22 protein-coding genes, 1 tRNA gene and 4 pseudogenes are annotated in these 24,615 nt (G+C 39.2%); 13 read left to right on the top strand and 14 right to left on the bottom strand.

Going from position 1 to position 24,615, the window contains the following annotated elements:
- Position 1 precedes the first annotated feature (1 nt).
- Both AA974_RS02370 and AA974_RS02365 read right to left on the bottom strand, forming a co-directional pair.
- Positions 2–790 (bottom strand): spermidine synthase, encoded by a 789-nt coding sequence (locus AA974_RS02370; protein ID WP_064433264.1) that lies wholly within the window; start codon positions 788–790, stop codon positions 2–4.
- An 89-nt stretch (positions 791–879) separates the two neighbouring features.
- Positions 880–1,758, bottom strand: coding sequence for a hypothetical protein (locus AA974_RS02365; protein ID WP_064433263.1), 879 nt, complete (start codon positions 1,756–1,758; stop codon positions 880–882).
- Between the two features lie 76 nt (positions 1,759–1,834).
- Here AA974_RS02365 and der point away from each other — a divergent pair, with 76 nt between their 5' ends.
- The 9 genes from der to AA974_RS02320 all read left to right on the top strand — a co-directional run bounded on the left by der (position 1,835) and on the right by AA974_RS02320 (position 10,244).
- Positions 1,835–3,223, top strand: a complete 1,389-nt coding sequence (gene der / locus AA974_RS02360; RefSeq protein ID WP_064433262.1) for a ribosome biogenesis GTPase Der — start codon at positions 1,835–1,837, stop codon at positions 3,221–3,223.
- A gap of 141 nt (positions 3,224–3,364) precedes the next feature.
- The gene (locus AA974_RS02355; RefSeq protein ID WP_064433261.1) at positions 3,365–3,649 is read left to right on the top strand and encodes an HU family DNA-binding protein; all 285 of its coding nucleotides are present in this window, start codon (positions 3,365–3,367) and stop codon (positions 3,647–3,649) included.
- 78 nt (positions 3,650–3,727) lie between these two features.
- Positions 3,728–3,804 (top strand) — tRNA-Arg (locus AA974_RS02350).
- Positions 3,805–4,233: 429 nt separating this feature from the next.
- Positions 4,234–4,839, top strand: a complete 606-nt coding sequence (locus AA974_RS02345) for an LPP20 family lipoprotein (RefSeq protein ID WP_064433260.1) — start codon at positions 4,234–4,236, stop codon at positions 4,837–4,839.
- 18 nt (positions 4,840–4,857) lie between these two features.
- Positions 4,858–5,475, top strand: a complete 618-nt coding sequence (locus AA974_RS02340) for an HP0838 family lipoprotein (protein ID WP_064433259.1) — start codon at positions 4,858–4,860, stop codon at positions 5,473–5,475.
- A complete protein-coding gene (locus AA974_RS02335) occupies positions 5,472–7,235 on the top strand; it encodes an OmpP1/FadL family transporter (RefSeq protein WP_064433258.1) in 1,764 nt (587 codons plus the stop codon). Before AA974_RS02340 ends, AA974_RS02335 begins: the two co-directional genes overlap by 4 nt.
- Positions 7,236–7,249: 14 nt before the next feature.
- Positions 7,250–8,233, top strand: coding sequence for a UDP-N-acetylglucosamine 4,6-dehydratase (inverting) (pseB, locus tag AA974_RS02330; protein ID WP_064433257.1), 984 nt, complete (start codon positions 7,250–7,252; stop codon positions 8,231–8,233).
- Positions 8,230–9,507, top strand: a complete 1,278-nt coding sequence (coaBC, locus tag AA974_RS02325) for a bifunctional phosphopantothenoylcysteine decarboxylase/phosphopantothenate--cysteine ligase CoaBC (RefSeq protein ID WP_064433256.1) — start codon at positions 8,230–8,232, stop codon at positions 9,505–9,507. The genes pseB and coaBC overlap by 4 nt, the downstream gene beginning before the upstream one ends.
- Positions 9,507–10,244, top strand: coding sequence for a hypothetical protein (locus AA974_RS02320; RefSeq protein WP_064433255.1), 738 nt, complete (start codon positions 9,507–9,509; stop codon positions 10,242–10,244). Before coaBC ends, AA974_RS02320 begins: the two co-directional genes overlap by 1 nt.
- A gap of 25 nt (positions 10,245–10,269) precedes the next feature.
- On the opposite strand, the gene thiE is transcribed toward AA974_RS02320, so the two are convergent.
- From thiE to AA974_RS02300, 4 genes and pseudogenes are all read right to left on the bottom strand, one after another.
- Positions 10,270–10,923 (bottom strand): thiamine phosphate synthase, encoded by a 654-nt coding sequence (gene thiE / locus AA974_RS02315; protein WP_064433254.1) that lies wholly within the window; start codon positions 10,921–10,923, stop codon positions 10,270–10,272.
- Positions 10,916–11,725, bottom strand: a complete 810-nt coding sequence (gene thiD / locus AA974_RS02310) for a bifunctional hydroxymethylpyrimidine kinase/phosphomethylpyrimidine kinase (RefSeq protein ID WP_064433253.1) — start codon at positions 11,723–11,725, stop codon at positions 10,916–10,918. The genes thiE and thiD overlap by 8 nt, the downstream gene beginning before the upstream one ends.
- Entirely contained in the window at positions 11,722–12,501 is a 780-nt protein-coding gene (gene thiM, locus AA974_RS02305; RefSeq protein ID WP_064433252.1) for a hydroxyethylthiazole kinase, read from the bottom strand. Before thiM ends, thiD begins: the two co-directional genes overlap by 4 nt.
- Positions 12,502–12,593: 92 nt before the next feature.
- Positions 12,594–14,666, bottom strand: a pseudogene (locus AA974_RS02300) (type I restriction endonuclease subunit R, EcoR124 family); the annotation flags it as partial.
- A gap of 46 nt (positions 14,667–14,712) precedes the next feature.
- Between AA974_RS02300 and AA974_RS02295 the strand changes: the two are divergent.
- Together AA974_RS02295 and AA974_RS02290 are read left to right on the top strand one after the other, a co-directional pair.
- Positions 14,713–15,598: pseudogene (locus tag AA974_RS02295) on the top strand (HaeIII family restriction endonuclease).
- A gap of 167 nt (positions 15,599–15,765) precedes the next feature.
- On the top strand, positions 15,766–16,464 hold the full coding sequence (locus AA974_RS02290; protein WP_064433250.1) for a phosphatase PAP2 family protein: 699 nt from the start codon (positions 15,766–15,768) through the stop codon (positions 16,462–16,464).
- A 20-nt stretch (positions 16,465–16,484) separates the two neighbouring features.
- Here AA974_RS02290 and AA974_RS02285 read toward each other — a convergent pair whose 3' ends face one another.
- Together AA974_RS02285 and AA974_RS02280 are read right to left on the bottom strand one after the other, a co-directional pair.
- The gene (locus AA974_RS02285) at positions 16,485–17,417 is read right to left on the bottom strand and encodes a COG2958 family protein (RefSeq protein WP_064433249.1); all 933 of its coding nucleotides are present in this window, start codon (positions 17,415–17,417) and stop codon (positions 16,485–16,487) included.
- A complete protein-coding gene (locus AA974_RS02280; protein ID WP_064433248.1) occupies positions 17,414–19,015 on the bottom strand; it encodes an ABC-F family ATP-binding cassette domain-containing protein in 1,602 nt (533 codons plus the stop codon). Before AA974_RS02280 ends, AA974_RS02285 begins: the two co-directional genes overlap by 4 nt.
- A gap of 114 nt (positions 19,016–19,129) precedes the next feature.
- On the opposite strand from AA974_RS02280, the pseudogene AA974_RS02275 reads away from it, so the two are divergent.
- Positions 19,130–19,357: pseudogene (locus AA974_RS02275) on the top strand (MBOAT family protein); the annotation flags it as partial.
- A gap of 5 nt (positions 19,358–19,362) precedes the next feature.
- Positions 19,363–19,746, top strand: a pseudogene (locus tag AA974_RS07535) (hypothetical protein); the annotation flags it as partial.
- Positions 19,747–19,748: 2 nt separating this feature from the next.
- Here AA974_RS07535 and gmhA read toward each other — a convergent pair.
- Genes gmhA through AA974_RS02240 form a run of 6 tightly spaced genes read right to left on the bottom strand, consistent with a single transcriptional unit; the run spans position 19,749 to position 24,613 of the window.
- Positions 19,749–20,327, bottom strand: a complete 579-nt coding sequence (gene gmhA / locus AA974_RS02265) for a D-sedoheptulose 7-phosphate isomerase (protein ID WP_064433246.1) — start codon at positions 20,325–20,327, stop codon at positions 19,749–19,751.
- Complete coding sequence (gene rfaE1, locus AA974_RS02260; protein ID WP_064433245.1) at positions 20,320–21,711, bottom strand: D-glycero-beta-D-manno-heptose-7-phosphate kinase; 1,392 nt, start codon at positions 21,709–21,711, stop codon at positions 20,320–20,322. The genes gmhA and rfaE1 overlap by 8 nt, the downstream gene beginning before the upstream one ends.
- Before the next feature lie 5 nt (positions 21,712–21,716).
- Positions 21,717–22,700 carry an ADP-glyceromanno-heptose 6-epimerase gene (rfaD, locus tag AA974_RS02255; RefSeq protein WP_064433244.1) on the bottom strand — a complete coding sequence of 328 codons (984 nt, stop codon included), beginning with the start codon at positions 22,698–22,700 and terminating at the stop codon, positions 21,717–21,719.
- Between the two features lie 8 nt (positions 22,701–22,708).
- Positions 22,709–23,233, bottom strand: coding sequence for a D-glycero-beta-D-manno-heptose 1,7-bisphosphate 7-phosphatase (gmhB, locus tag AA974_RS02250; protein ID WP_064433243.1), 525 nt, complete (start codon positions 23,231–23,233; stop codon positions 22,709–22,711).
- On the bottom strand, positions 23,220–23,957 hold the full coding sequence (locus tag AA974_RS02245) for a sulfite exporter TauE/SafE family protein (RefSeq protein WP_064433242.1): 738 nt from the start codon (positions 23,955–23,957) through the stop codon (positions 23,220–23,222). Before AA974_RS02245 ends, gmhB begins: the two co-directional genes overlap by 14 nt.
- Entirely contained in the window at positions 23,948–24,613 is a 666-nt protein-coding gene (locus AA974_RS02240) for a type III pantothenate kinase (RefSeq protein ID WP_064433241.1), read from the bottom strand. Before AA974_RS02240 ends, AA974_RS02245 begins: the two co-directional genes overlap by 10 nt.
- Positions 24,614–24,615: the final 2 nt, after the last annotated feature.

Here is a 24,615-nt window from a genome sequence, read left to right as displayed (position 1 = left end):
TTTAAGATTTGATATTGTCTTTCAAGACTTCTTGTAAATTTTTAGGCAAAGCGAATGCAGCCCTATGAATGTCTTCGTTATAGTATCTCACGCTTTTTAGCGCTTCTATTTTTGGCGTTATTAAATCTTTTAAGGGGTGGGTTTTAAAAGAAGCGTAAATATAACCCTTATTGCTCAAAATCCTTAAAGGTGCTACAAAAGGCATGGCAACAGAAAAAAACCCGCCCATGTTTTTAAGGGCGTTTTGCATGCTCACATGCTCTAATAATGGGTGTTTGGCTACAGAAATAAACACCCCATCTTCTTTAAGCATTCTTTTTAAACCATCAATTTTATGAATATCCGGCTCTTGCAAGCAAAGAATCAAATCGTATTTTTTAATGTCTAAATCTAAGAGTTGTTTAGCGTGCGTGAAATTCTTGTTGTTTTTCACTTCATGGAAATGGTGGAAAAAACTAATGAAGCTGTCTAAAATCTTTTCATCCGCTTGCACAAAATCTATATGCGTGTCGTATTTAAAAAGCTGGTGGGCTAATTCCAAATCAAACCCATCCACAATCAAAATCTCTTTAAGCTCTTTCTTGGTGCAACCCCCCATATGAGCGAGCAACTCGCTTTCAATGTGCAAAAAATTCTTGAACAGCAATTGGTAATTAAGCATCGCAATTTCACCAAAATCCTTAGATTTAAAAATCTCTAAGACATTATGCTCGCTTCTAACATCTAATAATTTCGCTTCTATGGTGTATTCTTTACGCAAATACGGCGTGATTTCTTGGGTGATCCACATAAACACTCCTTAGCTTACTTTTTAACAATATCCATGCCTTTGAAAGGCTAACATGCTACCCAAAAAATCTAAATTATTGTAACAAAAGCCTAGTTTTGGCATTCTAAAAAAAGTTCCGTATCGCTCTTAAAGCGCTCTTTTTTAAAATCCAAATCAATACTGATGGCTTTATGCTGGCTGTCTAATTTATCGGTTGAATGCTTTTTCAACACCATTTGACACTTTTGAATCTCAATAGTATCTAAAGCCTTATCCCCTATCGTATAAAGATCATCGCTCTTTTTTTCTAAGAGAAAGGATTCATAAAAAGGCCTTAAACTCAAATCGCTGCCATTCGTGGTATAAACATACGAAGAAATTTTGCCCTTAAATTGCGCGATTTGCGTTTTAGTGTCATTAAAAGTGAAAGTTTGGATCTGGCGATCTTTGTCGTTTTGATCTTTTAAAAAACGCTTCAAGGCTTTGGATTTGATTTCTATCAGCCATTGATCCCCTTCTTTACTCATAATAATATCCCCGTCCTTTAGGGGGTAGAAATTCTGTTGGGAATATTCAATGAGTTTGGGATTTTTTGTTTTTCTTTTAGGTTTGTAGAGGAACGGGTTTTTTGTATCGTTATTGGCAGTGTTGTTGTCAGGCTCATTTGGGTATAAGGGCGGGTTTTTTCCATTATTATCGTTTGGCTCATTCAATAAAATCACAGGAGTTTCGGGGTTAAAAAAATTATCTTCATCCTTAGTCAGTTGGGCGAAAGCGTTCCTTTCCTCTATAGGCTGATGCACCATGTTTTGTAAAAAAATCGTTTCGCTAAAGACTTCATAATCCGAATCCACATAGCTAGGGCGTTTAGAGCCGTCATTTTCTTGCTCTTGGGCTTTTTTTTGCAACTGGATAAACCTCTCTTGCGAGCAAGCTAAAAAGCCTATTAAAACCACTACCACCACGCCTATTTTTTTGACTAAAAACAACGCTAGACCCTTATTTAAGCTTTAAATAACTATAATATTGTAATCTAATTTTGATTAAAGTGAAACTACAAGTAAAATGAATACAAGCCATAAAACTTTAAAAACCATTGCGATTTTAGGCCAACCTAATGTGGGGAAAAGCTCGTTGTTTAACCGCCTGGCTAGAGAAAGGATCGCTATCACTTCAGATTTTGCAGGCACTACACGAGACATTAACAAACGAAAAATCGCATTGAATGGCCATGAAGTGGAATTGCTGGATACAGGGGGCATGGCTAAAGACGCTCTTTTGTCTAAAGAAATCAAAGCCCTTAATTTAAAAGCCGCTCAAATGAGCGATTTGATTTTATATGTTGTGGATGGTAAATCCATCCCTAGCGATGAAGATCTTAAGCTTTTTAGAGAGGTTTTTAAAACCAACCCTAACTGCTTTTTAGTGATCAATAAAATTGATAACGACAAAGAAAAAGAGCGAGCTTATGCGTTTTCTTCTTTTGGCATGCCAAAGAGTTTTACTATTTCCGTTTCGCACAATAGAGGCATTAGCGCATTAATTGATGCGATATTGAGCGCACTGAATTTAAATCCAATCCTAGAGCAAGATTTGGATGCGGATATTTTAGAAAGCTTAGAAACCCCTAATAACGCATCAGAAGAAGAAAATAAAGAAGAAGTCATTCAAGTAGGCATCATTGGGAGGGTGAATGTGGGCAAAAGCTCGCTCTTAAATGCGCTCACGAAAAAAGAAAGGAGCCTTGTCTCTAGCGTGGCTGGCACTACCATTGACCCCATAGATGAAACCATTCTAATAGGCGATCAAAAAATTTGCTTTGTGGATACCGCTGGCATCAGGCATAGGGGTAAAATTTTAGGCATTGAAAAATACGCACTAGAACGCACGCAAAAAGCCTTAGAAAAATCCCACATCGTGCTTTTAGTTTTAGATGTGAGCGCTCCTTTTGTGGAGTTGGACGAAAAGATCAGCTCTTTAGCGGATAAACATTCTTTAGGCATCATTCTTATTTTAAACAAATGGGACATCCGCTACGCCCCTTATGAAGAGATCATGGCCACTTTAAAAAGGAAATTCCGCTTTTTAGAATACGCCCCCGTGATCACGACCAGCTGCTTAAAAGCGCACCATATGGATGAAATCAAGCATAAAATCATAGAAGTCTATGAGTGTTTTTCCAAACGCATTCCCACGAGCTTGCTCAATAGCGTGATCAATCAAGCCACCCAAAAACACCCCTTACCAAGCGATGGAGGGAAATTAGTGAAAGTGTATTACGCCACGCAATTTGCCACCAAACCCCCTCAAATCTCTCTTATAATGAATCGCCCTAAAGCCTTGCATTTCAGTTACAAACGCTATTTGATCAACACCTTAAGGAAAGAATTTAATTTTTTAGGCACGCCTTTAATCCTTAACGCTAAAGATAAAAAGAGCGCCCAACAAAATTAAATTTTTTATGCATTAAACCCCCTTAAAAAAGCGTTTTTGCTTGATTTATCTTTAGGATTTGATTATAATTATCCATCAATCAGTCAAGCTAAGCGATCAAATCGCTTGGTTTTAGCATCTATCAGAAAAGGGGTTATCCACATGAACAAAGGGGAATTTATTGATTTGGTTAAAGAAGCGGGTAAATACAACAGTAAAAAAGAAGCCGAAGAAGCGATCAACGCCTTTACTTTGGCGGTAGAAACAGCTTTAAGCAAAGGTGAAAGCGTGGAGTTGATCGGTTTTGGCAAATTTGAAACCGCAGAGCAAAAAGGCAAAGAAGGCAAAGTGCCAGGAAGCGATAAAACTTATAAAACCGAAGACAAGCGGGTGCCTAAATTCAAACCCGGTAAAATCCTTAAACAAAAAGTTGAAGAAGGCAAGTGAATTTGATCCACTCAGCAAGGGGCTTATCAATAGATTGTAAGTTTCTTGCTCTCTTATATAATTATAATGTCCTTTAATGTCCTTGTAGCTCAGCTGGATAGAGCGTATGATTCCTAATCGTAAGGTCGTGGGTTCGAATCCCGCCAAGGACACCACTCGCATTATTTTTACTATCATAGGAATTTAAATAGTCGTTGTTTGTGTTTTTGATGAAAAAAGCAAGTCATAACCTCTTAAATTAAAAAAGTGCTCTTTAAGGGGTTTTAGTCTAGGGTTGTAGGGGGAAATTTTTCAAAATGTCTCCTACCCCCTTAAGAAAATGAATTTAAAAATCAAACTTTAAAAAAATGAGTTTTATCGTAAAATAAAATCTTAAAACGATAAAATTAAGCCATTAAAATCCCCTTTTTTAAAAAATTGAGTTATCCCTACTAAAAATTTAGGAAAGCCAAAAATAGATCATAATCCCCTAGACTTTAAATTAAAACCCACTAGCCTTATAAGCTTAATAAGAATATCCGCATGACAAATCCATTCAAAAATGATATAATAGACTTGATGAACTCATTTTAAGGAAAATACCCATGCGTTTGCACTCTGCCTTTTTTGGTATCAATTCATTGCTTGTTGCCACTCTTTTGATAAGTGGTTGCGGTCTCTTTAAGAAGCGTAACACTAACGCTCAGCTAATCCCCCCTTCAGCTAATGGCTTGCAAGCCCCCATTTATCCCCCAACCAATTTCACCCCCAGAAAGAGCGTTCAGCCTCTCCCAAGCCCTCGCCTTGAGAATAACGATCAGCCCATCATTAGCTCTAATCCCACTAACGCTATCCCTAACACCCCCATTCTCACGCCTAATAATGTCATTGAATTGAACGCAGTGGGCATGGGTGTGGCTCCAGAATCCACCATTTCGCCCTCTCAAGCCCTAGCTTTGGCCAAACGGGCGGCTATTGTTGATGGCTACCGCCAATTGGGTGAAAAAATGTATGGTATCAGAGTGAACGCTCAAGACACCGTCAAAGACATGGTTTTACAAAATTCCGTGATTAAAACCAGAGTCAATGCCCTCATTCGTAACGCTGAAATCACTGAAACCATCTATAAAGACGGCTTGTGTCAAGTCAGCATGGAGCTTAAATTAGACGGCAGGATTTGGTATCGTATTTTGAGCGGATCGAGAGGATAAACTCTCTTATTCTCAATCATGCGGTATTTTAGAAGCGCTTTTTTATTATTTTTCATGACGCTTTTTTTTGTCTCTTGCTCCAAGCACCCTTTTTCTAAGCAAACCCCTAAGACTAAGGAGCAGATCAGACAAGAAGAAGCTCGTAAAAAAAGAGAAGAGACTTTGAATGCCTTGCGCCAATTCAGGCTCATTTATATTAACACACCGGTTTTTCGCTTTTATGATTACGGCACGATTAAAACCGATAAAGATCATAATATTGAAATAACCCTTTATAAGCTCAGCCAAAGAGTGGGCGATATTTATATGACTAAACGAAACATTTGTTTTAGCCAAAAATGTTCGGCTAAATGGATTGCTGCAAGGGATTTGTTTGGTAAGGTGAGCTATGGGGATTTGTTTGATGACATTGTTTTAGGGAGGGATATTTTCAAAGGTTTAGGAAAACGCCACCTAACCCCTGAATATATGATCCAAAGGTTTCAAAAAAGCGGGGAAATTATCCTTTATGAAAGAAAAAACGGCCTGATTTCTTTCCAGAATTTGACGCAAAAAATTGCTATTAGGATTGAACCCTATGAGCCTTCTTTGCAAGATTTAGAAGATAATGAAAACGCTGACAGCGAGCTCCAATGAAAAACTTTTCCCCACTCTATTTTTTAAAAAAGCTCAAAAAACGCCATTTAATCACTTTAAGCCTGCCCTTGCTTTCTTATGCCAATGGCTTTAAAATCCAAGAGCAAAGTTTGAACGGCACGGCTTTAGGCTCGGCGTATGTCGCTGGGGCTAGGGGCGCTGACGCTTCCTTTTATAACCCGGCGAATATGGGCTTTACGAACGATTGGGGTGAAAACAGAAGCGAATTTGAAATGACCACCACTGTGATCAATATCCCGGCCTTTAGCTTTAAAGTCCCTACGACTAATCAAGGCTTGTATTCGGTTACGAGTTTAGAAATTGATAAAAGCCAACAAAATATTTTAGGCATCATCAACACTATAGGGCTTGGCAATATCCTTAAAGCGCTTGGCAATACGGCTGCTACCAATGGCTTGCAACAAGCTTTCAATCGCATTCAAGGGCTAATGAACTTGACCAATCAAAAAGTCGTAACCCTCGCTTCACCGCCTGACACTCAAATCGTGAATGGCTGGACAGGAACGACTAATTTTGTTTTACCCAAATTCTTTTATAAAACGCGCACGCATAACGGCTTCACTTTCGGGGGGAGTTTTACCGCTCCTAGTGGGTTGGGCATGAAATGGAATGGTAAGGGAGGGGAATTTTTGCATGATGTTTTCATCATGATGGTAGAGCTTGCCCCTAGCATGAGCTATACTGTTAATAAGCGCTTTTCAGTGGGTGTAGGCTTAAGGGGGCTTTATGCGACCGGGAGCTTTAATAACACCGTTTATGTGCCTTTAGAGGGTGCTTCGGTTTTGAGCACGGAGCAAATTTTAAATTTACCCAACAATGTTTTTGCTAATCAAGTGCCAAGCAACATGATGACTTTATTAGGCAATATTGGCTACCAACCGGCGCTTAATTGTCAAAAAGTCGGTGGGGATATGAGCGATCAAAGCTGTCAAGAGTTTTATAACGGCTTGAAAAAAATCATGGGTTATAGCGGTTTAGTGAAAGCGAGCGCGAATCTTTATGGCACGACTCAAGTCGTGCAAAAATCCAACGGGCAAGGCATATCGGGGGGCTATAGAGTGGGTTCGAGTTTGCGTATCTTTGATCATGGCATGTTTTCTGTGGTGTATAATTCTTCAGTTACATTCAATATGAAGGGCAATTTAGTGGCTATCACAGAGCTTGGCCCTTCTTTAGGGAGCGTTTTGACTAAAGGCAGCTTGAATATCAATGTTTCACTCCCCCAAACCCTAAGCCTAGCCTACGCCCACCAATTTTTTAAAGACCATTTAAGAATAGAGGGGGTGTTTGAGCGCACCTTTTGGAGTCAAGGGAATAAATTTTTAGTCACCCCTGATTTTGCGAACGCCACTTACAAGGGCTTAAGCGGAACGGTGGCTTCACTAGACTCTGAGACGCTTAAAAAAATGGTAGGCTTAGCGAATTTTAAAAGCGTGATGAACATGGGGGCTGGCTGGAGGGACACCAACACCTTTAGATTAGGGGTAACTTACATGGGTAAAAGCTTGCGTTTAATGGGCGCTATTGATTATGACCAAGCTCCAAGCCCCCAAGATGCGATAGGCATTCCGGATTCTAATGGCTATACTGTGGCTTTTGGGACTAAATACAATTTTAGGGGCTTTGATTTGGGTGTAGCGGGGAGTTTCACTTTTAAAAGCAACCGCTCCAGTTTGTATCAATCCCCAAACATTGGGCAATTAAGAATCTTTAGCGCCTCTTTAGGCTATCGCTGGTAAGAAAAAGAAAAAACATGCTAGACAACAAAACGGTTTTAATCACCGGTGGCACTGGGAGTTTTGGCAAACGCTTTGCGCGTAAAGTTTTAGACACCACCAACGCTAAAAAAATCATTGTTTATAGCCGAGATGAATTAAAACAAAGCGAAATGGCAATGGAATTTAATGATCCCAGGATGCGTTTTTTTATCGGCGATGTGAGGGATTTAGAACGCTTGAATTACGCTTTAGAGGGCGTGGATATTTGCATCCATGCAGCCGCGCTCAAGCATGTGCCCATCGCTGAATACAACCCCCTAGAATGCATTAAAACCAATATCATGGGAGCGAGCAATGTGATTAACGCATGCTTAAAAAACGCCATCAGCCAAGTCATCGCCCTAAGCACCGATAAAGCCGCTAACCCCATTAACCTCTACGGCGCGACTAAATTGTGCAGCGATAAGCTCTTTGTGAGTGCAAACAATTTCAAAGGCTCTTCTCAAACGCAATTTAGCGTGGTGCGTTATGGTAATGTGGTGGGGAGTCGTGGGAGCGTGGTGCCGTTTTTTAAAAAATTAGTCCAAAACCAAGCGAGTGAAATCCCCATTACAGATATCCGCATGACAAGATTTTGGATCACCTTAGATGAGGGGGTTTCTTTTGTGCTTAAAAGCTTGAAAAGAATGCATGGGGGTGAAATTTTTGTGCCTAAAATCCCTAGCATGAAAATGACGGATCTCGCTAAAGCCCTAGCCCCCAATACCCCTACTAAAATCATAGGCATTCGCCCGGGCGAAAAACTCCATGAAGTGATGATCCCTAAAGATGAAAGCCATTTAGCCCTAGAATTTGAAGACTTTTTCATCATTCAGCCCACTATAAGCTTCCAAACGCCTAAAGATTACACGCTCACCAAACTCCACGAAAAAGGCCAAAAAGTCGCCCCCGATTTTGAATACAGCAGCCATAATAACAGCCAATGGCTAGAGCCTGATGATCTATTGAAATTACTATGAATTTTTTAGAAGATTTATTTTACCCCTTAAGATTATTAGAAAACAAGCGCGTTTTATTGCTCGTAAGCGGCTCTATTGCAGCGTATAAATCCCTAGAATTAGTGCGTTTGTTGTTTAAAAGCGGGGCTAGTGTTCAAGTGGTGATGAGTAAGGGCGCAAAAAAATTCATCAAGCCCTTAAGCTTTGAAGCTTTGAGCCATCACAAGGTCTTGCATGACCATAATGAAAAATGGTATTACAACCACCAAAACGCATTGCACCATAACCACATCGCATGCGGCTCTAATGCTGATTTACTCATCTTTGCCCCTTTAAGCGCTAACAGCCTGTCTAAAATCGCTCACGCTTTAGCGGATAATATCATAAGCACGACTTTTTTAGCTTGCGCTTCCCCTAAAATCCTAGCCCCTAGCATGAACACCAACATGCTTAATTCCCCCATCATTCAAAGCCATTTAAAACGCTTAAAAGATTTTAATCACATTATTTTAGACACGCAAAACGCCCTTTTAGCATGCGACACTAGAGGCGATGGAGCGATGGCTGAGCCTTTAGAAATCCTTTTTAAATCCGCTCAAACGCTCTTAAAAGACGCTTATTTTGAAAACAGAGAAGTCATAGTAGTAGGCGGCGCGAGTATAGAAAAGATTGACAGCGTTAGAATCATTAGCAATCTTTCTAGCGGGATCCAAGCGAGCGCTTTAGCTCTAGCGTTATATTTTAAGGGAGCGAAAGTGACTTTGATTGCATCAAACTTCCCTACCCCCTTGCCTAAAGAAATCGCAAGCGTCCCGGTCAGCGACACCGCTTCTTATGAAAACGCCCTGAATAACGCCGCTAAAAACTTGCAAAAACATGCCTTAAAACCCCTACTCTTTAATTTAGCCGCCATTAGCGATTATGTGCCTAAAACTTCTTTTAACCATAAGCTTAAAAAAAGCGAACTGGGCGAAACCCTAAACATTGAATGCGTTCAAAATAAGGATTTACTGGCTTCTATCAATCCCAATCAATTCGTTAAAATCGGTTTTAAAGCCGAAGACGATCAACAAAACGCCATCAAAAACGCTCAAAATCTTTTAAAACCTTCTCAAGATAACGGCAAGGATTGTTCCATGGCCGCTTTGAATCTCATTAAAGATTCACGCCCTTTTGGCTCATTAGAGAATGAATTGTGGCTCTTTAGCCATCATAAAACCCAAAAAATCCATTCTATGAACAAATTGGAAGCGAGCTTTAAAATCCTTGATTTTATCAAAGACAACGCCCTTTAATGCTAGAAGCCCTAAACGCCATCAACCAACTTAACGCTCTTGATTCCAAAAACGCCACGCACCATTTTAACGCTACTTTACCCATTCTGTTAAAGGTTTTAGAAAAACAAGATAAAGATCTTTTTCTTTTGCAAGTGGGTAACAGGATTATCCCCACCAAAAGCGAACAGGAATTAAAAATCAATCAGCCTTATTTTGCGACCATGCAAAGAAACCAGCTGGGCGATATTGTGCTTAAAAATTTAGTGCCTGCCCCAAAAATTTTAGACGCATTAGACGATTTGCCCGCCCTTGAAATGAAACAAATAAAAGAAATATTGAGCGCCAAAGACAATACCCCTTTAAAAGAATATAAAGAACTTTTGAGCGAAAAATTAGTCCATGCTAAAAATCCGCAAGAATTTTTGAATACGGCCAACATGCTTCTAAGCTTGCAATCGCAGGTTTTAAGCTTTGTGGTTGAAAACGAACGCAAAAAAGCTTTTTTGCAAGTGAAAGCCAAAAAACAAAGCGTTGATTTTTACGCTCTGTATCCTAATTTGGGCGAAATTGGCGGCGTTATTTACTTGAAAGAAAAAGAAAAACAGCTTTTTTTAAAAACCACCCTCCAAAGGACTAAAGAAATTTTAAAAGAGGCTCAAAACACCCTTTTAGGCTTTTCTTGCGTGGAAATTGCATGCGAAAAAACCCCCATGCTTTTTGCCTTTGAAGAGCGTTTGTTGGACACGCTAGGGTAGAAAAATTTTGGAATTTTAGAATTCCTCACGCATTTTTTAAAAGTTTTTCAACCGCTAAGGCTTTATCTTTGGCTTGCGTGATCGCGCTAATGACTGCGATGCCGCTGAATTTTTGCAATTTTGAAGCGTTATCTGTCGTGATGCCCCCAATCGCTATGAGGGGTTTTTCCACCCCGCTATCTCGTATTTTTTGTAAAAGCTCTACGCCTACAACTTGTTTGATGTCTTTTTTAGATTGCGTGGGAAAAATAGGGCCTACCCCTAAATAGGATACGCCGTCTAAATGGTGCGCTTTTAGAGCCTGCTCTAAAGTATTGACGCTCAAACCTATAAAAAGGTGCTTTTTGCATAAGGCTATTACCTCTTCTATAGCCATGTCTTCTTGCCCCACATGCACGCCATCAGCCTTTAATTCTAGCGCGAGTCGCGCCTCATCATTGACAATAAAAGGCACGCCGTATTTTTTGCATAATTTTTGACACTCTAGGGCTAGTTGTTTGATCTTAATGGGATCTTGTAAGGCTAAATCGCCTTTTTGGCGGAATTGAAACGCTGTGATTTTAGATTCTAAAGCCAATTGTAAAGCGTCTAAAAGCGCGTTTGTCCGATCGCCTTTTATATGGTAGAAATCTTGCGAACCCGCCACAAACATGAGTTTCAAACAATTCGCATCAAACATGCTTATTGATACTCCATAAATTCAAAGGCCCATGCCCATGCCCGATATTTAAAGGGTTTTGAATGATGGTAGTTAAAAGATCTTTAGCCCTTGTAATAGCGTTTTTTAAATCCAACCCTTGAGCGAGTAAGCCCACAATCAAGCTAGACAAAACACAACCCGTGCCATGCGTGTTTTTCGTGTTGAACCGCTTGGCGTTTAGGATAAATTCAGCGTCTTCTAAAAACACCCAATCGTTGCTAAATTCCCCTTGAAAATGCTCTGTATGCCCCCCTTTAATCACAGCGTTTTTAACGCCTAAATCCCTTAAAACGCCCATCGCTTTTGAAGCGCTTTTATCGTCTCGCACTTGAACGCCTGTGAGTGCATAAACTTCAGGGAGGTTAGGGGTTAGTAAATCGGTTTTAGGCAAAAGGCGTTTTTTTAAGCTTAAAATCGCCTCTTCTTCTAAAAGCAAAGCCCCGTTCTTTGCCACCATCACCGGATCTAAAACGCACAACCCAAAATCACAAGTTTCTAAAGTGTCTGCTACGCATTCAATGATTTGAGCGTTGCATAACGCTCCCATTTTGAACGCTTTGATAGAAAAATCATCTCTAATGGCTAAGATTTGCGCTTTCACGCTTCCAACACTCAAGGGATAAACCCCATGCACGCCCTGTGTGTTTTGAGCGGTTATACAAGTGATCACGCTTGTCCCAAACACGCCAAAAGTTTGAAACACTTTCAAATCGGCCTGTATCCCAGCGCCCCCACCGCTATCGCTACCGGCAATGCTTAAAACTTGCGGGTAAATTTTCACAACTCTTCCTTAATAAGGCTGTTTTCTAACTTGATGGGCAAGCTTAGAGCGTCTAAAAAATAAAACAAGAACGAACCATTAGAGCCGTTATTTTCTAACACTTTTTTTTGCGCGCTAAAAGCGGCTTGTTTATAGAAAGCGCAAAGTTGCACCACAGAATCTAGGGGGTCTTTTTTCAAACTTAAAAAGCTCGCGCACGCTGCTGTGTGCAAACACCCAGCCCCAGTAATGACGGCTAAATACTCGCTCCCCCCAGTAACGCTAAAAACTTTTTTCCCATCGCTCGCATAATCTATTTTACCCGTCATTACCGCTATCACAGAATATTTTTGAGCCGCTAGTTTGACAATTTCTATAGGCGTGGCGGGATGCTTGGAATCTAACCCCTTACTTCCGCAAGAAATACCCACTAAAGATCCTAATTCTGCAGCATTACCCCTAAGCACGCTAATCCCTTCGCTTTCTAAAAGCTCTAAACTGGTGTCATGACGCAAAGCGCTTGCTGAACACCCCACAGGATCTAACACAATGGGTTTATTCAAAGCCTTGTAATGTTTGATAGCCTCTTTAGCGCATAAAATGGTGCGTTCATTGAGAGTGCCAATATTGATAGCGAGCGCGTCAGAAATTTTTGCCAAATCTTGCATTTCAGCAATGGCATCACTCATTAAAGGCGATGCCCCTAAGGAGAGCAAACCATTAGCCACAAATTGCGCCACCACATAATTGGTGATATTATGCACTAAGGGGCGTTTTTGGCGTAATTCTTTTAACATTTTAAACCTCCTTAAACTTTCTTTGATTTTACAAAAAAATCCATTAAGCGGCGCTGTCTTTGAGTTTTAATTTAAAAGCGTTCAAAAATGAACTATTTTTCCTTAACCTCATCTTTTTTAACCCCATTTTTCTTGAATATATGGCTAGTGAGATCACAAAAGCGGTAGAAAAAACGAGAAAGGCTTGCAGCGACTTTTTCTTTCACCTCTTGATAGCGCGAATTTTTGTTAAACCTGGAGGGTTTTTCTTCAATGATTTTAGGGAATTCCGTCCCGCTGAAATTAATTTCGCCCCCCCTAAAGGCATGCTGCATGAACGAATAGGCTTTTTCTTCATTCAAGCGGTTTTTTTCTATGATATTTTGGAATTCCTCTTCTCTTTTTTGGTGGATATACTCTTGAAAATACGCATGGACTTCTTGGTCTTTGTTGTATTTGTCAATGAAATCCATGATCAAATCTTTTTTATTCCTTAACTCTATGCTGGAGTTGATAATCGGCTCTATTTTGGTTTTAACGCCTTGAATTTCTACCCCATGCTCTTTAGCGAACTCTTCAATTAAATTCAAAATATAGTCAATATTGACTTCCACTTGCTTAATGAGTTCAATTTCAAAAATCAAATCGTCGTTAATCTCTTCTTTATCCTTCCCTTTTTCTGGCCTCATTTCATCGTAAAAATCAAGGTATTTGCTTTGATAGTCTTGAAAATCCCTTGGGTTGATGTAATCGTCTTTTTTAAAATTTTCAAAGCTGTTTAAAATATTTTCTAATTTCAAAATCTTGCCAAAAAGCTTAATGAAATCCTTTTTCTGTCTTTCTGAAATGATGGGCTCTTTTAACGGGAATTCTGTTAAAAGTCTTTCAATCAAACGCTCATAACCCTCGTATTCTTTATTGTTATCCGCATAGCCTTTCAAATAATCTTCATATTTTCTTAATAGCGCAATAGACCTGGCGTCCTTGTTGCCAAAAAGCATGAGAGCGTCATTTAAATCTTGCTCTAAATCCCTAAAACACACGATATTCCCATGCGTTTTAACGCTATCTAAAATGCGGTTTGCGCGTGAAAAAGCCTGAATTAGCCCATGGTATTTTAAGTTTTTATCCACCCAAAGGGTGTTGAGCCTTGTAGCGTCAAACCCAGTCAAGAACATGTTCACCACCATTAAAAGATCGATTTTGCGATCTTTTACTTTTTGAGAAAGATCCTTATAATAACTTTGGAATTTTTGATCCGAAGTGTCAAAAGAAGTGTCAAACATTTCATTATAATCCGCAATCGCGTCCTCTAAAAAATCCCTTGAGCTTTTGTCTAGATGGGTAGCGCTTTCATTGTTTTCATCTTCTAATATATCAAGTTCTTCATTAGCGCTATAGCTAAAAATGGTAGCGATTTTAAGGTCGTGTTTTTCTTCTTTAAAAGCCCGGTAGTATTTTTTCAGCGCTTCTATACCAGAGCATGCCAGAATGGAATTGAATCTTTTATTTTTAGTGGCTTGATTGAAACGCTCCAAAATGCATCGCGCGATTTCTTTAATCCTTCTGTTGTCTAAAAGGGCGTTTTTTTCATCAACCGCTCTAACCTTATGGTCTTTAATGCCCTCTTTAGCTTTAATGGTGTTATGGTATTCCACTCTAAAGGGCAAAACATTTTTATCCCTGATCGCATCAATAATGGTGTATTGGTGGAGGCAATTCCCAAATTTCTGCTCTGTCGTGCCTAAAGGGTTGTTTTTATCGCAATTTTCTGCAAAAATGGGCGTGCCTGTGAACCCAAAAAGGTGGTATTTTTTAAACGCTTTAGTGATGGCTTGGTGCATTGAGCCTAACTGACTCCTGTGGCATTCATCAAAAATCATCACCACTTCTTCATTAACGATCGCATGCCCTTTAAGGTGGGATTTAACGAATTTGTCTAATTTTTGGATCGTGGTGATAATGATTTTAACGCTAGGGTTTTCAAGCTGTTCTTTTAAAATCCTGGTGCTGGTGTTGGAATTAGCGCAATCTTTTTGGAATTTATCGTATTCTTTCATGGTTTGGTAGTCTAAATCCTTTCTATCCACCACAAACAAGACTTTTGAAACGCTTTCTAATTCTCTAGCTAAAATTGCGCTTTTAAAGCTCGTTAAGGTTTTACCGCTCCCTGTCGTGTGCCAGATAAGGTAGGCGTATGAATACGCATGGTGTTTAGCTTTAGAGCAAAAATTGAGCGTTTTTAAAAAGGTTATCGTGGATAAACAAAATGGTTTTAATGCATTCTATAGGGCTTATGAAAGTTTAGAAAAATCTCTACAAGAGCGTTATTTAGAAAGCGCTAAAACAAGGCGTATTGCTTTTATTGGATTGTGAGCCATTATTAAGCGAAGTCATAGGGAGTTCGCAAAATGAAATCACCCTATCATTGCAAAAAGACAAACTGGGTGAAATGGGTGATATCCGGGATATTTTAATTTATTTTGACAGGTTTTGCATAGGATTAAGCATTAAGCATAACCATGAGGCCATAAAGCATTCTAGGCTTTCTAAAGACTTGGATTTTGGAGAAAAATGGCTGGGCGTTAGAGTGTCTCAAAATGACAAAGACACTATAAAACCACTCTTTGAAAGACTAGAAAACGCTAAAAAAGAAGGCATGTTATGGAGGGATTTCCCCAATAAAGAACAAGAAATTTATGCCCCATTATTACAAGCTTTTAAAAAAGAAGTTTTAAGAATTAATGAAAACAAGAATAATAAAGTCCCACAAAAAATGGTGGAGTATTTGCTAGGCAAATACGATTTTTACAAAGCGATTTTGTTAGAAAGAGAACAAAAAACCAAATTAGAGGCATACCATTTTAATAACACTCTCAACCGCAGCGTGAAAAATAAGCCTAAAAGAATTATCCCTTTAAGCAAATTGCCTACTAGAATGGTTTATTTTGATTTCAAACCCAAAAGTTTCAATACATTAGAGTTATTTTTAAATGAAGGGTGGTCATTTTCATTACGGATCCATAATGCAAGCTCCAGGGTAGAACCGAGCTTGAAATTTGATATAAAATTGCTTTCAAAACCTGAGAGTGTTGCAGTTTTTATAGTGGGGTTTTAGGCAAACCAAAAAGCTTTATTCTCATCAAATACTGATAATTAAAACTTTATTGTTATTTTTTTTAAATAATGGGATTTTGGTTATTGTATAATTTTGTCATAAAACTTATTTTTTAATCAAATAAGTTATAATCGCCCTTTTAAAGGTCATTTTTAAAAGGGGTTTGAATGGTATTTGACAGAACAATAAGCGTAAGAGAAAAAAAAGTAGCTAAAACGCTTGGGATTGTGGGGGTGGTCTTTTTTATTTTGTTTGGCATCGTGATAAGCGGGGTGGCTTTTCAAAAAGAGTGGGTGCAACAATTGGATTTATTTTTTACAGACTTGATCCGCAACAACCCAGCCCCCATTCAAAAAAGCGCGTGGCTTTCTTTCGTGTTTTTCAGCACATGGTTTGCGCAAAGCAAGCTCACCACTTCTATCGCTTTACTCATTAGCTTGTGGTTTGGGTTTCAAAAACGAATCGCTTTGGCGTTGTGGTTTTTTCTTAGCATTTTATTAGGCGAAATCACCTTAAAACTCCTTAAGCATTTTGTGGCGCGCCCACGCCCTGCAACTAATGGCGAACTAGGCGAACTGGCTTTTGCGCATGGCTTTAGTTTCCCTAGCGGGCATGCTTTAGCTTCAGCGCTTTTTTACGGCTCTTTGGCGTTGTTGTTATGCTATTCTAACGCCAATCATCGCACCAAAACGATTGGCGCTGTGGTTTTGCTTTTTTGGATTTTTTTAATGGCGTATGATAGGGTTTATTTAGGGGTGCATTACCCTAGCGATGTTTTAGGAGGGTTTTTATTAGGGGTTGCTTGGTCGTGCTGCTCTTTAGCACTCTATTTAGGGTTTTTGAAACGCCCTTACAAAATCGCTTAAAGCGTTTTTTAAAAAGAAAGTTATGAGTTAGGGTATAACTCCTCTTTTGTTTTAATCTCATCAAATTCATCTTTATAGCGGTTTTGGTGGTTTGGGTCATAATCCACGACGCTCTTTAAAAAACCGCTGAATTCTCTATTTTTTTCGCTAAGCTCTGAAGCCACGGTGTAATCAATTTTTTCTTTGTATTTAGCGTTCAATAAAATAGCGCTTTTATCCTCATCCGTTCTCAAATCAATCACGCCAATCCCAAAACTCGCATGCAAACGCTTCAACAAGTCCATGAGTTTGGGATTATGCGTATCAATATGATGGCCCACTAAATACCCCTCATTAGCCCAAGAGCTGTTAGAAATCGCTTGAAAATAACACTCCCTGCAATTATGTACGCTGATTTCTTTTTTCAATTCAAAGCTCACCAGTTTAACGGGTAAGGTATCAAATTTCTTAGAAAAAGCGATTAAATTTTCATTAGACCATTCAGCGTGCAAAAACCTAACCCCAACCATGTCCGGATAAAGCCACCTGTCCATGCCTTTTGGCGATTTTGAACTCCCTTCGTGAAAAATGGTTTTCGTATAGCATTTCAAATTTTCATTATAAAAAGCCATGCAAGTTAAAAAGGGGTGCAAATCTCTTTCATGCATGCTTTTAGCGCTCGGAATGCTTGAGACTTTTTCAGTGTTTAAAACCGACTCTTTAGCCGCACCTTTTAAAGCGATTAAAACCGGTTTTTCTTGCGCTTTGAAAAAAGGCAGCTCTTCGCCCTTGTTTAAGGCTGTATAAATAACAGCGCTAACGCTCTGATCGGGAGTGTTGCCCCCATAATCAAACATCTTTTCAATCTTCTTTTCTTCAAAAAGCTCTTTGGCTTTATCATAAACCAAAGTAACCTTAATAGGCCCTGTAATTTCTAAAACGCTTTGAACGATTTCAATATCTTGTGGTTTCATTTTTTGCTCGCTAAATACTCTTCATAACTGCCTTTAAAATCAATGATTGAAGCGCCTTTAGGGCTTGGGATTAATTCAATAATCCTGTTAGCATACGCATCAATGAGCTCTCTGTCATGGCTTATGCAAATCACTGCCCCATCAAATTTAAAGAGCGCTTCGCCTAAAGCGATAATGGCTTCTAAATCCAAGTGGTTGGTTGGCTCATCTAAGACTAAGAAATTCCCCCCCTCTAGCATGAGCTTGGATAAAACCATGCGGTGTTTTTCGCCCCCGCTTAAAGCGTTCACGCATTTTTCTTGCTCTTCGCCATTAAAAAGCATCCTCCCTAAAGCGTTCCTAACCTCAGCGCTTTCAATCTTTTTATTGAAATTAAAGAGCCATTGATACAAGGTCTCTTCCCCACTGATTTCTTCGCTCACATTCTGCGGGAAATAGCCTTTTGAAACGGTCGCTCCCCATTTCACCACGCCCTTATCAGGCTTTAACTCTTCTACTAAAATTTTACAAAGCGTGGATTTACCCACGCCATTTGGCCCTATGAGAGCGATTTTATCTTTAGGCATCACTTTCAAGCTCACTTGATTTAAAATGATTTGCCCGTCATAACTTTTAGAGATGTTTTCGCACTCTAAAGCTTCATTACCAATGGTGCGTTTAGGTTTAAAAATAATGCTAGGATCCCTCCTGCTAGATACCGCTAAGCTTTGAATGTCTAATTTATCTAGTTGTTTTTGGCGGCTAGTGGCTTGCTTGGCTTTAGAAGCGTTAGCACTAAATCTGGCGATAAATTTTTCCAATTCTTCTTTCTCTTTGAGTTTTTTATTGTATTCGGCCTCTTGCTGTTTAATAATCAAAGTGGAAGCGATATACCAATCGTCATAATTCCCGCTAAATTCGCGCACGCTGTGAAAATCCAAATCTAAAATATGCGTGCATACCGCATTTAAAAAATGCCTGTCATGGCTGATGACTACCATCGTGCCTTCATGGCGTTTGAGGTTGTTTTCTAGCCATTCAATGGCGTTTAAATCCAGGTTGTTGGTCGGCTCATCTAAAAGCAAAATATCCGGTTTGGGGAATAAGACTTGAGCGAGAAGGATTTTAAATTTATCGCTGCTTGGCAAGGTTTTCATCAAATCATTGTGCCTAGAATTAGGAATACCTAAATCTTCTAGGATTTTTTCAATCACCACTTCGCATTCATACATGGGATCTTCTTCCACGCAAATGGTTTCTAACTCCCCTAATCTGGCATTCACTTTATCATCGCTCAAATCGCCTTCGGTGTATAAGCGCTCTTTTTCTTTGATAGCGTCATACAAACGCTTATTGCCTATCAAAACCGCATCTTTAAGGCTCAAATCTTCAAAAGCGTATTGATCCTGCCCTAAAACCCCCATTCTCATCCCGCTTGTGATGATAACTTCCCCACTGCTACAATTAATGCTCTTGCTCAAAATCTTTAAAAAAGTGGATTTTCCTGCCCCATTAGCCCCAATCAGCCCGTAGCGTTTGTTTTTATCCAGCTTGATATTCACATTTTCAAACAATTTTTTAGTCGCATAGCGTTGCGTTAAGTTGATGGTTTGCAGCATCTTATGATTTCCTTATTTTTTGTGATCAGACTTATAGAAAGTTTATTGTAGCGTAGCTTGTATTTTTTTTGTATATAATGTTAGTTCTCATCATCTCACTTAAGGGTTTTTGTTTTGTTATTCAACACGCCGTTATTCTTTGCTTTTTTGCCTATTGGTTTTTTAGGGTATTTTATCTTGCAAACTTATGTTAAAAATCCCCTATTCCCTAAACTATGGCTAGTATTGGCTAGTTTGTTTTTTTATGCTTTTTGGAATGTGAAATATTTGCCCTTATTGGTTGGCTCTATTGTGTTTAATTATTTTGTGGCTTTGAAAATCCATCAAACCCAGCCAAATGCATAATAAAAGTCACCAAAAAACTAGAGGATTTTATTCAAAAACACAGCGATAAACGCTTTATTTTATGGACAAGAACGGACTCACTCTTAAAATACAAGGTTTATAATCACACCATTTTAACACGCAATTTAAACGCCATTCACAACGCCTTAAAAGCGCTTTTAAAATACCCTAATGCAGAAATCCATGACCTACGCGCCATGCCATTAGCTAAAGAGATAAAACACTATAAGGATATAGGGCACTATGATCCCATAGGTTCCAAAGAAGTCCTGCAAGCCATAGCGAGCAAGAAACACCTGCTTAATCCAAACAACATTGATTCTTTCAAGCAAAAACTCATCCAAATGATAGAAAACTATCAAATCCCTAAAGAAATTCAAAATTAGGGCTAATTTTTATTAGCGAAATGCCTTTCAATGCAATCGCATAAGATGTGGATCATAAGAATGTGCATTTCTTGGATTCGTGGGGTATCATCGCTAGGGACAATCAAAGCCATATCGCTTAAAGGCTTCATTTTCCCCCCATCACGCCCCGCCAAACTAAGCGTTTTCATCCCTAAATTTTTGGCTTTTTCATAAGCTTTTAGGACATTTTTGGAATTACCGCTTGTAGAAATCCCTATCAAAACATCGTTTTTTACCCCTAGCGCTTCTACTTGTCTGGCAAACACTTCTTCATAACCATAATCGTTCGCAATGGCGGTGAGAGCTGAGGTATCGGTATTAAGGCTTATCGCGCTCAAACCTTTCCTTTCCAATTTATAGCGCCCTGTCAATTCAGCGGCAAAATGCTGCGCATCGCTAGCGCTCCCCCCGTTACCGCAAATAAGGATTTTCCCTTGATTTTCTAAAGTTTCTATCAAAAAATGAACGCTTTGCTTTAACGCTTCTTGCAAACTCTCTAAACTTCTTTCTAACGCTTCCTTATGGGCTAAAAATTCTTTTTTAATCAAACCATCAATCATTGCATGTCCTTTTAATTTTTTCTATGATAGCGCTTGTGGAATAACCTGCTTCAAACTCCATCAAACGGGTTTCTTTAGCAAACTCGCTCCCTATGACTTCTTTATTGAGATAGTCCGCTCCCTTGACTAAAATATCAGGCTTTAGGGCTTGAATTAATTTGATTGGCGTGTCTTCTTCAAACACCACAACATAATCCACGCAAGACAGACTCGCTAAAAGAAACGCTCTGTCTTTTTCACCCACTATGGGGCGTTTATACCCTTTAAGCCTTTTAACAGAAGCGTCGCTATTTAACCCTACAATGAGAATGTCCCCTAAAGCTTTAGCCTTTTGCAAATAACTCGCATGCCCTTTATGGAGGATGTCAAAACAGCCATTGGTGAAAACGATTTTTTGCTGATGGTGTTCTAAAATTTCTAACAGCTTTTCTAAAGGGAGGATTTTAGGGTGCGTTTGGTTTAAAATCAAAGCGATTTCTTCTAAACTCGCTAACGCGCTCCCCATTTTACCCACCACCACAGCCGCAGCCGCATTGGCAAACTCGCAAGCATCTTTTAGGCTCATCGATTCTAATAAAGAGAGCATTAAAGACGCTATCACCGTATCGCCTGCACCGGTTACATCATAAACTTCTTTAGCGATAGTGGGGCAATTGATTAACTCGCCTTTTTCTAAAAAAGCGATGCCTTGTTCACTCAAAGTCACTAAAGGCATGGCGATATGATAAGTTTCTTTTAAGATTTGGAGCGCTTTTGATAAATGCGCATGGCTGTCTAACTTCAAGTGGAGCACTTGCTCTAATTCAGTGCGATTAGGCGTGATCAAACTCGCATGAGAATATTTGCTGTAATCCTTCCCTTTAGGGTCGCATAAAATGAGCTTGTGGTGTTTGTTGGCTAGAGCGATCATTTTTTGAGTGAGTTCAAAATCCAACACGCCCTTATTGTAATCTGAAAGGATAACGCCATCTATTTCATGGATTTTTTCTGTGAAAAAATCTAAAAGTTTTTTTCTCAAATCAGCGTTTAAAGGGTCTTTGATTTCCTTATCCACGCGCGCGATTTGCTGGTTTTGCGCGATGATGCGCGTTTTGAGCGTGGTGCAACGGGTTTTATCTGTTAAAATGCCTGAAGTGTCAATCCCCCTTGCTTTTAAAGCGCTAATAAAATGCTTGCCCTCTAAATCATCGCCCACTACCCCACATAAAAAAACTTTAGCTTTTAAAGAGATGAGGTTATTAGCCACATTAGCCGCTCCACCTAAATTCTTGCTCTCTCTTTGGACTTCTAAAACAGGCACAGGGGCTTCAGGCGAAAGGCGTTCGCTCTTCCCCCACAGGTAATAATCAGCGATGAGATCGCCCACGACTAGGATTTTTTTCATGCGTGCTACTCTTTAAAAATCGCATGGATATGGGGCAAATAATCTTTAATACCGCTTTCTAAATCGTATAAAGGGGCGTAATCTAAATCCAAAATAGCAGGTTCAATATGCGCTTGGGTGTGCTTTTGGAAAAAAGCATAAGGGTTTTTAATATAGCTCACTTTAAAATCCCCTAAATGCTCTTTTAAAACGCTAACTATTTCATTATAACTTCTGGCTTGGGAATAACCCACATTATAAACCCCGCTTTTTTGAGCCTTCATCGCTTTCACATTCGCTTGGATCACATCTTCAATATAGACAAAATCCCTTAATTGCTCGCCAAATTCAAAAAGCTTGACTTCCTTAAACGCCATTGCACTTAAGGCGAGTTGCAAAACCATAGAAGCGGTTTTTTCTTTATAAAATTCCCTAGGCCCATAGACATTAAAATACCTTAAGCCCACTTGAATATGGTCATTTGAATGAGAGAGGACAAATCCGTCCATGCAAAGCTTGGAAAAGCCATAAACACTTTCAGGACTTTCGTTTGAGCCTACCACATTGGGGGTTTTGGTGTTGCCATAAACGCCCGCTGAAGAAGCGTAAATCACTTTAGCCTTTTTTTGGCGAGCGATTTCTAAAAGGTTTAAAAAAGCCTGATAATTGGTTTTCATCACTAATTCTTGATCCAGCATGGTCGTATCAGAGATAGCGGCTTGATGGAACAAATAATCAAAATGCAATTTTTCTAAACGCCTTAAATCTAAGGGGTTATTAATATCAGCTATAACCACCTCACCCTTAAAACCGATTAAATTTTTAAAATGCCCTAAAGAACTGGGGCGGTTATTACTAGAGAGCATGTTACTACGAAACTTATCCAAAACCACTACTTTAGCTTTAGGGTGGTTCTCTTGAAAATAAAAGGCTAGATTACTGCCTACAAAACCAGCCCCACCGGTGATTAAAATTGTTTGATTTTCTAATTCATCATCAATATAACGCATTATTATCCTTATTTAATCCAATTGATCATCTCTTTAAGATTTTTACATTGTATCCAAGAATGAGAAGTTTTTAAAAAATTTGTGGTCAATAAAAGGTTATTTTTAACTTTAGCGTTCAAGCCGGCTAACATGTCGCTTTCCTTATCGCCTACCATAAAAGATTGCTCCAAGCAAATGTGATGCTCTTTAGCGGCTTGTAAAATTAAAGAGGGTCTTGGCTTTCTGCAAGCACAATTTTCTTCTGGGGCGTGCCTGCAAAAATAGACGCCATCCAAATTGAAACCCAATTCTTTAAGCAAGCTTTCTTGGAGGTATTCGGTGAGTTGTTCAAAATCTTTAAGGGTGTAATAACCCCGGTTGATCCCAGATTGGTTGGTGATTAAAAGCAGTTTGTAGCCTAAAGATTTCGCATGGTTTAGTAATTCAAAAATCCCTTTTTGAAACTCAAAATCTTCTTTTTGACTCACATAGCCTTTATCAATATTAATAATGCCGTCTCTGTCCAAAAAAAGGGCTTTGTTAGTGGCGCTCATGAAAGTGGTCTTCTTGCTGTTGTGTGGTGTTATTTTGATGGTGCATCATATGGGGTGTTTGGTGGTTAATGAGCATGATCCCCATATAAAGGGCATAAAGCCCAAAAACCCCCATTAAACCTTTAGACAAAAGATTGAAAAATTTCCTGTAAGAAATGGAAATTTTACTTAAAAAAATCCCCATTAAAAACAACGGCACGCTGGTTCCAAGCCCAAAAGAAAGGCCTAGCATCGCTCCCATAAACGCACTATGACTGAGAATCACGCTCGCTAAAAACGAATACACCATCATGCAGGGTAAAAACCCGTTCAACACGCCTAAGAAATACAACCCTAGAATGTTTTGAGATTGCAAGGTTTTTTTCATCAAAAAAGAGATGAAAGGGATTTGAAAGCTTAATTTTTCCACTTTAGCTCCCAAGAGCGCTAAAAGGATTAAAACAACTCCCATGCTCATCAATAAAACACCTCTAAAACCCATACTCACACTAAGACTATGCCCTAAACCTGCCGTTATAGCCCCTAAGAACATGTAGGTGCTGATTCTCCCTACATTATAAAGGGCATGGCAAATAAGCTGGTAAGAAAAGCTTGTAACTTTAGAAAATCTTATTTGACTAAACGCACTCACAATCCCCCCACACATGCCCACACAATGCCCTAAAGACATGCTTAAAGCGGCTAAAAACATGCCCAAAAAACTCAAATTGTGCGTCATTTGCATTCTAATATCCCTGCTTTTTTAAGAGCGGTTTCCATGCCGTCAAAAACCAAGCGCTCCTTGCAAACAGAATGAGGTAAAAACGCGCTCAAATACTTCGCATCGCCCCCACAAAGATAGATTTTTTGATTTTTGGCTAAATGCTGGATACAAGAGATGACGCTCAAAATCATGCCGTAATTCACAGCGTCTCTAGTGTTTTTGGGTAAAACTTCTAAAGAATCTAAGGCTTTGAAAGGTTGCTCTAAAATTTTGGCGCTTTTTTGATACGCATGGATATATTGGGCTAAACCAGGCAAAATACACCCTCCTAAATGCTTGCCCTCTTTGACTAAATCAATCGTAATCGCGCTCCCAGCATCCACCACCACGCCATTATTTAGCGCTAAACACGCCATTTGCCTATCTATCCCAAGCCCTATATAGTCGGTTTCTAAATGAAAAAATCCTGCAATATTTTTAGCGTTAGGGTAACAATTCAAAAGGGCTTTTTCATTTTCTTCATTCACGCTGATGTAAAAAATTTCCTTTTGAATACCCAAACGCTTTAAATCTTCTTTAGTGCTTGAAAAGAGCTGGTAGTTTTGTGCAAAATGGATGCGCGTATTACCTATATCGCATAGAACCAAATCCTTTAAATCTTTAAAACATTTTGGCATGG

The sequence above is a fragment of the Helicobacter pylori genome (assembly GCF_001653475.1).
Classification (GTDB): domain Bacteria; phylum Campylobacterota; class Campylobacteria; order Campylobacterales; family Helicobacteraceae; genus Helicobacter; species Helicobacter pylori_CM.
Note: the sequence above shows the minus strand (reverse complement) of the source record. Positions and strands in the feature narration are given on the sequence as shown.

Bases quoted from the DNA above. Each gene is read 5' to 3' on its own strand.
- rfaD (WP_064433244.1), bottom strand. From the start codon at position 22,700: ATGCGTTATATTGATGATGAATTAGAAAATCAAACAATTTTAATCACC.
- gmhA (WP_064433246.1), bottom strand. From the start codon at position 20,327: ATGATTGATGGTTTGATTAAAAAAGAATTTTTAGCCCATAAGGAAGCG.
- AA974_RS02340 (WP_064433259.1), top strand. From the start codon at position 4,858: ATGCGGTATTTTAGAAGCGCTTTTTTATTATTTTTCATGACGCTTTTT.
- rfaE1 (WP_064433245.1), bottom strand. From the start codon at position 21,711: ATGAAAAAAATCCTAGTCGTGGGCGATCTCATCGCTGATTATTACCTG.
- AA974_RS02280 (WP_064433248.1), bottom strand. From the start codon at position 19,015: ATGCTGCAAACCATCAACTTAACGCAACGCTATGCGACTAAAAAATTG.
- AA974_RS02285 (WP_064433249.1), bottom strand. From the start codon at position 17,417: ATGAAACCACAAGATATTGAAATCGTTCAAAGCGTTTTAGAAATTACA.
- AA974_RS02355 (WP_064433261.1), top strand. From the start codon at position 3,365: ATGAACAAAGGGGAATTTATTGATTTGGTTAAAGAAGCGGGTAAATAC.
- gmhB (WP_064433243.1), bottom strand. From the start codon at position 23,233: ATGAGCGCCACTAACAAAGCCCTTTTTTTGGACAGAGACGGCATTATT.
- AA974_RS02345 (WP_064433260.1), top strand. From the start codon at position 4,234: ATGCGTTTGCACTCTGCCTTTTTTGGTATCAATTCATTGCTTGTTGCC.
- AA974_RS02290 (WP_064433250.1), top strand. From the start codon at position 15,766: ATGGTATTTGACAGAACAATAAGCGTAAGAGAAAAAAAAGTAGCTAAA.
- AA974_RS02335 (WP_064433258.1), top strand. From the start codon at position 5,472: ATGAAAAACTTTTCCCCACTCTATTTTTTAAAAAAGCTCAAAAAACGC.
- AA974_RS02370 (WP_064433264.1), bottom strand. From the start codon at position 790: ATGTGGATCACCCAAGAAATCACGCCGTATTTGCGTAAAGAATACACC.
- pseB (WP_064433257.1), top strand. From the start codon at position 7,250: ATGCTAGACAACAAAACGGTTTTAATCACCGGTGGCACTGGGAGTTTT.
- coaBC (WP_064433256.1), top strand. From the start codon at position 8,230: ATGAATTTTTTAGAAGATTTATTTTACCCCTTAAGATTATTAGAAAAC.
- thiE (WP_064433254.1), bottom strand. From the start codon at position 10,923: ATGTTTGATGCGAATTGTTTGAAACTCATGTTTGTGGCGGGTTCGCAA.
- AA974_RS02320 (WP_064433255.1), top strand. From the start codon at position 9,507: ATGCTAGAAGCCCTAAACGCCATCAACCAACTTAACGCTCTTGATTCC.
- der (WP_064433262.1), top strand. From the start codon at position 1,835: ATGAATACAAGCCATAAAACTTTAAAAACCATTGCGATTTTAGGCCAA.
- AA974_RS02245 (WP_064433242.1), bottom strand. From the start codon at position 23,957: ATGCAAATGACGCACAATTTGAGTTTTTTGGGCATGTTTTTAGCCGCT.
- AA974_RS02240 (WP_064433241.1), bottom strand. From the start codon at position 24,613: ATGCCAAAATGTTTTAAAGATTTAAAGGATTTGGTTCTATGCGATATA.
- thiM (WP_064433252.1), bottom strand. From the start codon at position 12,501: ATGTTAAAAGAATTACGCCAAAAACGCCCCTTAGTGCATAATATCACC.